Genomic DNA, 9,612 nt, shown 5'->3' with positions numbered 1-9,612 from the left:
AAGCTGCTGTACTTTAACTGGATTTTGTTTATCTAAATATTTTTGATACCAAACACGTAGTGTTTCAGGAGTACAACCCTTGCGCAGTATACTGCTCAGGGAGCAATAGCGGTGATCGCAGCCCAATTCGATGGATAATCTTTCTCGGATTCAATCAATAATTGAACCGCTCTTTCTCTGATTTCAGGGGTATATTTTACTTTTTTCATCGGGATATTCTCTCAGAAAGCTTGGTCTCCGACAAACCCGGTACGGTTCACTATCTATTGTTATTCTTACCTGAAATTGATGTGAGCTTATAGAGACAAGGTAAATTTGCAAAAGTGCCGGCTATTCAGTGTTCATTGAATGTTTAATTTAATTTATTAAGCTTGACCTTGGAGTGGCTCTAAGCCTTATACTTGGTACAAATTTTTCGATTGTTATGATGATGCGTTCTACTACATGGATTACAGTCTTGGTTGGATTGTTCATGTTCCAAAGCTTTTGGAATGTGGCGGCGGCCTTTTGTGTCCATGAACAACAGCCTCAATCACAGCAGAGTTATCATTTTGGTCATCACCAAAATACCTTGTGTGCCAGCGATAGTCGTCAACACGATCATAATGGACAGTCAGAAAACATAAAAACATTCAGTAGCGATTTAGAAATCGGTGAAGATCATCAAGATCATCTACCATCGATGACGCATTTGATTGTACAAAATGAAAAAGTAGATGTGTTTCATCCAAGCTCTGAAGTTAAAGTGAATCCACAATTTCATTGGAAAAACAGCTATCAGGCTCCTGACCTGTTTCAACAAAGCCCACCTCCCGAATTTTCCCCGCTCATGGTGGGGTAGCCTAAAACATTCCCACCACTTTTATTATTTAAATAAGTGGGAAAAATCATGTCTTCACAATCAATTATACTCTTGCGTCATAGCTTGGTTGCTTGTATATGTGCAGCGGCTATGCAATATAGCTATGCTGAAAACGTTACCAGCTTTGAATCCGCTTTAGCAAAAGTACAAAGTTACCAGACTCAAGACAAGCTGTGGCAACAAGTTCAGCAAATATCTGAATTGAATATTCAGCAAAGTCGGTTATGGCAGAATCCAAGTATAAGTTTAGAACAGTCTGGCTTTGGCTCAGGTCAAGAACAGGAATTCAATGTTGGCGTTAGTCAACCTCTAGATCTATTTGGTCAGCGTAAGCTGAACCGGGTGATTGCCAATACCTCGAATCAACAAATCCAATTGCAACAGCAATTATGGAAGGCACAAAGCCAACTGATTGTTAAATTTGCATGGTCGCAATTTGCACTTGCTGAGGTTGAGCAGTCTGCTTATTCAGTACAGTTAAAAACAAGTAAAGCCAATCTGGACAGTGCCCAGAAACGCTATCAGGCAGGCAGTATTGCCCTGGTTGATTTTGAGCGTACCCAAATTGAAGCGCTAGAAATCCAACGACTTTATCAGCAAGCGATGCTGAATAAACAAGCTGCCGGTCGTCAGCTGTCTAATTTGTGGGGGGGAGAAACATCTTCACATCTTCAATTGAATAAAACCGCTATCCCTTGGCCAGAGCAAAGTCTCCAAACTGTGCAACGGTATATTGCTGAAGGGTGGCTAGAAAAATTCTATGCCTTGAACATTCAGCAATCGGATCATCAAATTGAAAATTTAAGAATTCAGGCACGTCCCAATCCGACTTTAAATGTAGGCATGAAACGTAGCAAAACCCCTAATGAAAGCAACGATACGACTTTGGCAATCGGCGTGGCTATTCCACTGAATATTTTCAACCGCCAGCAATATGCGATCCCGATGGTCCAGCAACAGCAAATATTGCTGAACCAACAGCAGCAGCGTGAGCTGAAGCAACAAATACTCAATATTGCCAACAGCATGCATCAGCTCAAAGGTTTACGTAGCCAGTTCGATGCCACAACAGCACAAGTTACTTTGGCGACCAAAGTTCAGAGCCGTACTTTACAAGGGTTTCAGGCAGGGAAACTGTCCATTACCGACGTTCAGCAAGCAACCACCCAACTGCAGAATCTTCGATTGGGTCAATTACAAATTCTACGTCAAGCTTGGCAAACTGCCCTCGCAGCTGAGGCACTCAGTATTGGCACAAGTTATGAAGAAATTAGCCGTTCGGATGCCTATACACAACTGAATAAAAAGGCAGTCGAAGCATCGCAAAATTTAATCAATGGGGGAGCACGATAAAATGAACGCCAAGCAAAACGGAAAAATATCCCAGTCTCTCATGATTGCAATTTTGATTCTGATTACGGTCTTGGTCAGTCTGGTTATTTGGTTAAGTTCAAAAAAAACTGAATCTGAGGGGCATGGTCATGATGAGGGAAATGCCGAACATTCTGATGAAGATAGTTCTGAAGAAGGACATGCTGAAGAAGGCGAAATACAACTGACCAGCCAACAAATGGTTGAACAAGGTTTAAAAGTTGCTGTTGCATCCACAGGATTGGTTGAAAAGCTGACAACCCTGCCAGGTAAATTGGTGGTGAATACCGATCAACAAGCGCATATATCGCCTAATTTTAGTGGTCATGTCGAGCAGGTCAATGTGGCTTTAGGACAGAGCGTGCAAAAAGGACAAACGCTGGCTGTACTAATCGTGCCTGAACTGATCGACCAACAGGCAAATCTGCGTATGGCACAGGTGAATCTGGATTTGGCCCGTAAAGATTACCAGCGCGAACAGCAACTCTGGTCACAGGGGATTTCTGCCAAACAGGATTACCAGCGTGCCGAAAATGCCTACCGTCAAGCGCAGATTACTGTCCAGTCCTCACAAGCACGTTTAAATGCATTAGGTGCAAGTGGCAATAACAATGGGCGTTTTCTGATTAAAGCACCGATCTCTGGGGTGATCAGTCAAAAAGATATTGTGGTCGGTGAAAATGTGCAACTGGCTAATCAGCTCTTTGTCATTGAACAGCTGAAAGATTTATGGCTTGAGTTTAATTTGCCGAATCAATTCTCAGGTCAACTGCAAGCCGGGCAAAAAATTGACTTTAAAGTGAATGATTCAGATCAAATCTATAAAGCTACTGTACAAAGCTTAACCTCTCAGGCAGATGTACAAACAGGGCGTCTGGTGGTGCGCGCAAAACTCGATGCGCAAGCTACTGAGTTGCGTTCTAATGTGTTAGTGAGAGTGTTGATTCCGGAAGCTACAGCAAAATCAGCCCTTCGGATTCAAAAGTCTGCGCTGCAAAGTATTGAAGGTGAAGACAGTATTTTCATCGTAGATTCAGAACAAAAAGGTCAAGTCCACTTAAAAGCACAGAAAGTGCAATTGGGGCAGGCTTCAAGTGATGGACAATGGCTTGAAGTGATTTCTGGGCTGACTGAAGGGCAGAAGTATATCGCTCAAGGCAGTTTCTTATTGAAATCTGAATTAGAAAAAGACGAGGCAGGCCATGAACATTAATTCTGATCTGCCAAAACCAGAAGGTTTATTCGAACGAATCATTCAGTTTTCCATACAAAATGCGATTTGGGTGTTGCTCTTTGTCTGTACCTGGATTGCGGTCGGGGTGTATAGCTATCAGAAACTCCCGGTTGATGCTGTACCCGATATTACCAATACCCAAGTCCAGATTAATACTCAAGCCAAGGGTTTTACTGCGCTTGAAGTCGAACAGCGGATTACCTATCCCATTGAAAATGCCATGGCTGGCATTCCGGATCTGGAGCTTACCCGTTCCATATCCCGTTATGGACTCTCTCAAGTCACCATTGTCTTTAAAGATGGGACTGATATTTATTGGGCCCGTCAGCAGATTAACCAACGGATACAGGAGGCGCAATCTGAGTTGCCTGCACAAATCGCACCGACGATGTCCCCCGTTTCTACGGGTCTCGGTGAGATTTATCAATGGGTACTGAAGGCAGATCCGAATGCGAAAAAGCCGGATGGAACTGCATACACGCCGATGGATTTGCGTGAGATTCAGGACTGGATTGTGCGTCCTCAACTGCAACGTGTTAAGGGAGTTGCAGAGGTCAACAGTATTGGTGGTTTTGAAAAAACCTATGTGGTCTCTCCCGATTTAAACCGGATGCAGCAACTGAATATCTCATTAGAACAACTGCAACAGGCTTTAGCGCAAAATAATGAGAACCGAGGTGCAGGTTATATTGAAGACAATGGTCAGCAACTGACGGTACGTGTACCGGGTACATTCAATGGGCTTTCTGATATTGAGAACACCATGCTGGGTAGCCCAAATGGCAGCCCAATTCGGGTTGGTGATATTGCGCAAGTCTCTATTGGGCATGATTTAAGAACCGGTGGGGCAACCTATAACGGCAAAGAAACCGTTTTAGGGATTGCCATGATGGCGATGGGTGGAAATAGCCGGACTGTTTCTAAAGCTGTGGATGCCAAGCTTCAAGATATTCAGAATAGTTTGCCTAAAGGGGTAGTGATTGAAACGGTGTACGACCGTACTACCTTGGTTGAGAAGGCGATTAAAACCGTTCAGAAAAACTTGGTAGAGGGAGCAATCCTGGTCATCATCATTCTGTTCCTGTTTTTAGGGAATATCCGTGCTGCCTTGATTACTGCCTGTGTCATTCCACTCTCTATGCTGTTTACCTTAACCGGGATGGCACAGAAAAATATCAGTGCCAATCTGATGAGTTTAGGTGCACTCGATTTCGGCATCATTGTCGATGGTGCTGTGGTGATTGTCGAAAACTGTATCCGGCGTTTAGCCCATACACAGCAACTGTTAAAACGACCTCTCACACAAAGTGAACGCTTTAAGGAAGTTTTTCTGGCTGCCCGCCAAGCACGTCGTCCTCTTATTTTTGGTCAGCTTATTATTTTGGTGGTGTATTTGCCGATTTTTGCTTTAAGTGGTGTAGAAGCAAAACTATTTCATCCGATGGCTTTAACCGTTGTTCTCGCACTGGTGGCAGCTATTATTTTATCGATCACCTTTGTGCCCGCTGCAGTTGCTTTATGGGTTAAAGGGGAGATCAAAGAAACGGAAAGCCGTTGGATGATCTGGCTCAAAACCCGATATCAACAGATATTGGATGGAGCCTATCATTACAAAGCGGTGGTTTTAACTTTTGCCATTTGTCTCCTGGTCATTACGGGTCTGCTCAGCACGAAGATTGGCAGTGAGTTTGCACCCCAGCTGAGTGAAGGTGATTTTGCGGTACAGCAATTACGTTCTCCAAGCACAGGCTTGGAAGAGTCTTTACGTATTCAGGAAAATACCGAAAAGCTTTTACTGAAAAACTTTCCCGAAATTAAAGCTATATTTGCCCGTACCGGGACTGCTGAAGTGGCGACAGATGTGATGCCACCGAATATTTCCGATGGTTATATCATGCTGAAACCACGTGAGGAATGGCCAGATTCAAAAGAAAGCCTAGATGCACTTCGAACCCGAATGGAAGCTTATCTTGCGACAATTCCCGGCAATAACAGTGAGTTTTCTCAGCCTATTGAGCTACGTTTTAATGAACTGATTTCAGGTATACGCAGTGATGTGGGGGTGAAGGTTTTTGGTGATGACATGCAGGTTTTGAATACTGAGGCTGCAAAAATCGCGAAAATCATTCAGCAAGTCGCAGGTAGCAGTGCGGTGAAAGTTGAACAAACTTCGGGTCTGCCTTTACTCAATGTAGAGATTGATAAAGCTTTAGCTGCCCAGTATGGCTTGAGTGTGAAATCTATTCAGGATGTGGTGGCTGCAAGTATTGGTGGACAAAGCGTGGGAGAGATTTTAGAAGGCGATCGTCGTTTTGATTTTGTTATCCGTCTTGGAGAGCAAGACCGTAGTGTCGCATCTGTTTCCCAGTTACCTATTCAGCTTCCAAATGGTGGCAGTATTTTATTGTCGGATGTCGCGCAAGTCTCGACCATTGAAGGAATCAACCAAGTCAGTCGAGAAAATGGTAAACGCCGAGTTGTGGTTACAACGAATGTTGAAGGGCGTGATTTAGGGTCTTTTGTTTCTGATGTACAGACACAGCTCAAAGCATACACTTTGCCAAGTGGTTATTGGATAGAATATGGCGGTCAGTTTGAAAATTTGGCTTCAGCCAAAGCACGGATGCAAATCGTGATTCCACTGGCTTTAATCACTATCTTTATTTTACTGATGGCGGTCTTTCACAATGTCAAAGAAAGTCTATTGGTCTTTACCGGGGTACCCTTTGCCTTGACCGGTGGTGTGCTGTTCCTTTGGCTAAGGGATATTCCATTATCGATGTCAGCTGGAATTGGCTTTATTGCCTTATCTGGTGTTGCAGTCCTCAATGGACTGGTAATGCTGACCTTTATTAAGGAATTAAGGGACAAATATCCAGTGCATAAAGCCGTGTGGCAAGGGGCTATTTTGCGCTTAAGACCAGTGTTGATGACAGCTTGTGTGGCTTCACTGGGTTTTGTACCAATGGCGCTGGCAACCGGAACAGGGGCTGAGGTTCAACGGCCACTGGCAACCGTAGTGATTGGCGGGATTATCTCTTCAACATTACTAACTTTGGTGCTGTTACCCGTGCTTTATCGTTGGATAAATGAAAAGAAAGTTTCTTAATCCAATAGATTAGTCGATTTACAGCAGAGATATTGGCTGTTATCCAATATCTCTGCTCATCATAAATAGAATAAGGAAAATATTTTATGTCAGAACATCATGATCATAGCCATGCGGTTGTTACTGAAGAAAATAGTAAGAAGTTAATGGTTGCCTTAGGTTTAACGACTACTTTTTTAATAGTAGAAGTTGTCGCTGCTTTTATTACCCAAAGTTTGGCTTTGTTATCTGATGCAGCTCATATGTTTACTGATGTAGCCGCTTTAGCTATTGCTCTTGCCGCTATCAAAATTGGTAAAAAAGCCGCAGATGATAAAAGAACTTTTGGCTATCAGCGATTTGAAATTTTAGCGGCTCTGTTTAATGCGGTGATGCTTTTTGTGGTAGCAATATATATTGTATATGAAGCTTATCAACGTTTTACGAATCCTGCTGAAATTCAAAGTGTTGGAATGATGATTGTCGCGGTCATTGGTTTGGTCATAAATTTGATTTCAATGAAAATCCTTTCTGCTAGTGCTGAAGGAAGTCTAAATATAAAAGGTGCATATTTAGAAGTTCTTAGTGATGCTCTAGGATCGATAGGCGTGATTATCGGAGGAATAGTTATTTATTTTACCCAGTGGATGTGGGTTGATACCGTAATCGCTGTGTTAATTGGCTTCTGGGTCTTACCTCGAACTTGGATTTTATTAAAACAAAGTATTCATATTCTGCTTGAAGGAGTTCCTGATGAGATTGATATTGAGTCGTTAAGAAATGATTTATTGAAGCTAGAGGGCGTTGAAGGGATTCATCAGTTGAAAGTCTGGGCTATATCCTCAAGAAATATTCATTTAACTGCTCATTTGGTTGCTCCGAATAGCAATACAGATCAACTCTATCAAAAGGCCTTAGAAGTTCTAAAACATAATCATAATATTACTGAAATTACGTTACAAATAGAAAATACGAAATGTAATACATTGAACCAACATAAACACTAATTTGGACTTTAGTCTTCATATAGATGTTTTGTGTAACTTTAAAGTATACCCTAAAGTTACAATCTGAAAGTTCATGAAATTATGTATCATTTAAATGATTTTTAATCATAAGTAACATGTAACTTTAGTGTTAAAGATTTATAATTTACGAAATTATTCATTTTTATCCAATTGGGGCGTGAAAAAGTGAAAGGCCAAAAAGTAGGGTATGTCCGGGTAAGTTCTGTCGAGCAAAACACTGGACGTCAACTTGAAGGAATTGAGGTCGATCGGATTTTTGTTGACCGTGCTTCAGGTAAAAATACTGACCGACCTAAATTTCAGGAAATGTTGAACTATGTCCGGGAAGGGGACAGGGTGATTGTACATTCAATGGATCGTTTTGCGCGAAGCCTAAAAGATTTGGTCACTGAAGTAGATAAACTGGTCAAACGAGGGATCGCCATCCAGTTTGTAAAAGAAAATATTACTTTTACAGCCGAATCCACCCCGATGGATAATTTGATGCTTCAAATGATGGGTGCTTTTGCACAGTTCGAACGTGAGATCATTTTAGAGCGGCAAAAGGAAGGAATAAAACTCGCCTCTGCTCAGGGGAAGTACAAAGGTCGGGTGCATAAACTAAAGCCTGACCAAGCTGAAGCTTTACGACAAGCATGGAAGGAGGGGAAGTATCCATCGAAAATGGCATTAGGGAAAGCTTTTGGGATTAGTCGTCAGGCGGTATACCGATATTTACAAGTTAGTGAATAGCTTATTGGGATTAGCAACTAAATTTAGTTTAACTTATAAAAATCATGAAACACTGTTCGAATTTTAAGCGTGGAACATGAATAATCAATAAAAAGCCGCTCTGGTGCCCTATATTCCAGAACGGCTTAATTTAATATACTGATATATAATAAGAAATATCATACATTTCGTATAAGGTGTATTATGTTAATTTTAGAAATTCTTAATTTTTAAATATTTTGGAGCATCCATTTTAATGAATCAATTGGAGTTAATCCTTAAAACCTTTCATGAATATGAGTTTAAGGAAGGTTTAGATGATTTATTTTATTTGTGTGGTAACTTTCTTAAAGAAATAGATCCAAAGGTTAAGCTCGAATATGGACAAGATGTAGCCTTCTTCGAAGTTCTAAAAATCCTGTTAGAAAGTGGTGATATTTCTTTATTTTATAATTTGAATTGTGAAGACCCATCTAGAGATGGAGAGTTACTGCTTGGAAGCCCACAAGAACAAATTGAACAGCTACAACAAGTTTGGATTGGTAGTATTGCTATCCATCAAATGGATCAAAAAAATAACTATCTAGGGTGGTATTTCTTGATATATTGCCCTTACGCATTAGCTCATAAACTCTATGATGAAGATGGTAAATTCGTCCGTTGGTTATATACAGACTAGCTTTATTAAGGCTTAATTAGAGTAGTTACTAACTAATAGTTAATATAATACAAATGAGTGAAGCCAATAAAATTCAATTTAAAGTCGAATTAGAATTATATTTGAAATCTCCAGAAGACATTCAAAAATGGGTTTTAGATACTTTAGAAACTAATCTTTCAGATGAATTAGCTTTAGATGTATGTTTTTTAGCAGATCCTCAAGAGGTTATTGAGTATTTTAAAAAGATACATATTACTGATCTTGATATAAATACGAGAAATAATGTAATCCATACTTTATTGAAGGAGTATGTTCTTAGTCACATTACTTCTATTCGATCAAAAGAGGATACTTATCCTTTTTTTCAAAAAATCTGTTTAATTTCAAAATATTTAGAAGATAAAAACTTAAATAATTTACTCATTTCATATGATGACGAATTCTATTTAGCACTAGAAAATTATTCGCCATTAGAGCCTATGGAAGTATTTCATAACTTTATAAATGAACTTCAAAAATGGCACAAACAAACCTCTATTTAACATAATGGTTGTTATACGCAATAAAAATGTTAGAACCCATTTAAAGTGTCTATATTCTCACCAATAAAAATGTCTGGTTTATGATGGTTTTTATCACCATGGACTGGATATAAAA

8 protein-coding genes and 1 pseudogene are annotated in these 9,612 nt (G+C 40.4%); 8 read left to right on the top strand and 1 reads right to left on the bottom strand.

Annotated features, from left to right (window positions below; all coding sequences use genetic code 11):
- Positions 1–209: pseudogene (locus NI455_RS14525) on the bottom strand (IS3 family transposase); the annotation flags it as partial.
- A 215-nt stretch (positions 210–424) separates the two neighbouring features.
- On the opposite strand from NI455_RS14525, the gene NI455_RS14520 reads away from it, so the two are divergent.
- The 8 genes from NI455_RS14520 to NI455_RS14485 all read left to right on the top strand — a co-directional run bounded on the left by NI455_RS14520 (position 425) and on the right by NI455_RS14485 (position 9,497).
- Complete coding sequence (locus NI455_RS14520) at positions 425–841, top strand: cation efflux protein, CzcI-like (protein ID WP_227591103.1); 417 nt, start codon at positions 425–427, stop codon at positions 839–841.
- 48 nt (positions 842–889) lie between these two features.
- Entirely contained in the window at positions 890–2,215 is a 1,326-nt protein-coding gene (locus NI455_RS14515) for a TolC family protein (RefSeq protein ID WP_035269736.1), read from the top strand.
- A gap of 1 nt (position 2,216) precedes the next feature.
- Positions 2,217–3,446: an efflux RND transporter periplasmic adaptor subunit gene (locus tag NI455_RS14510; protein ID WP_016658777.1), complete on the top strand. Its 1,230-nt coding sequence runs from the start codon at positions 2,217–2,219 to the stop codon at positions 3,444–3,446.
- The gene (locus tag NI455_RS14505) at positions 3,436–6,576 is read left to right on the top strand and encodes an efflux RND transporter permease subunit (RefSeq protein ID WP_253114783.1); all 3,141 of its coding nucleotides are present in this window, start codon (positions 3,436–3,438) and stop codon (positions 6,574–6,576) included. Before NI455_RS14510 ends, NI455_RS14505 begins: the two co-directional genes overlap by 11 nt.
- A gap of 86 nt (positions 6,577–6,662) precedes the next feature.
- The gene (locus tag NI455_RS14500) at positions 6,663–7,562 is read left to right on the top strand and encodes a cation diffusion facilitator family transporter (RefSeq protein WP_005028603.1); all 900 of its coding nucleotides are present in this window, start codon (positions 6,663–6,665) and stop codon (positions 7,560–7,562) included.
- Between the two features lie 186 nt (positions 7,563–7,748).
- Positions 7,749–8,315 carry a recombinase family protein gene (locus NI455_RS14495; protein WP_000678311.1) on the top strand — a complete coding sequence of 189 codons (567 nt, stop codon included), beginning with the start codon at positions 7,749–7,751 and terminating at the stop codon, positions 8,313–8,315.
- A gap of 235 nt (positions 8,316–8,550) precedes the next feature.
- Entirely contained in the window at positions 8,551–8,973 is a 423-nt protein-coding gene (locus NI455_RS14490; protein ID WP_168382828.1) for a hypothetical protein, read from the top strand.
- A gap of 53 nt (positions 8,974–9,026) precedes the next feature.
- Complete coding sequence (locus NI455_RS14485) at positions 9,027–9,497, top strand: hypothetical protein (RefSeq protein ID WP_253114780.1); 471 nt, start codon at positions 9,027–9,029, stop codon at positions 9,495–9,497.
- Positions 9,498–9,612 lie beyond the last annotated feature (115 nt).

The sequence above is a fragment of the Acinetobacter lwoffii genome, from assembly GCF_024129435.1.
Classification (GTDB): domain Bacteria; phylum Pseudomonadota; class Gammaproteobacteria; order Pseudomonadales; family Moraxellaceae; genus Acinetobacter; species Acinetobacter lwoffii_F.
The sequence above is the reverse complement of the archived record's forward strand: the minus strand, read 5'-3'. Positions and strand labels throughout refer to the sequence as shown.

Coding starts and splice junctions, on each gene's coding strand:
- NI455_RS14490 (WP_168382828.1), top strand. CDS start 8,551: ATGAATCAATTGGAGTTAATCCTTAAAACCTTTCATGAATATGAGTTT.
- NI455_RS14500 (WP_005028603.1), top strand. CDS start 6,663: ATGTCAGAACATCATGATCATAGCCATGCGGTTGTTACTGAAGAAAAT.
- NI455_RS14510 (WP_016658777.1), top strand. CDS start 2,217: ATGAACGCCAAGCAAAACGGAAAAATATCCCAGTCTCTCATGATTGCA.
- NI455_RS14485 (WP_253114780.1), top strand. CDS start 9,027: ATGAGTGAAGCCAATAAAATTCAATTTAAAGTCGAATTAGAATTATAT.
- NI455_RS14515 (WP_035269736.1), top strand. CDS start 890: ATGTCTTCACAATCAATTATACTCTTGCGTCATAGCTTGGTTGCTTGT.
- NI455_RS14520 (WP_227591103.1), top strand. CDS start 425: ATGATGATGCGTTCTACTACATGGATTACAGTCTTGGTTGGATTGTTC.
- NI455_RS14505 (WP_253114783.1), top strand. CDS start 3,436: ATGAACATTAATTCTGATCTGCCAAAACCAGAAGGTTTATTCGAACGA.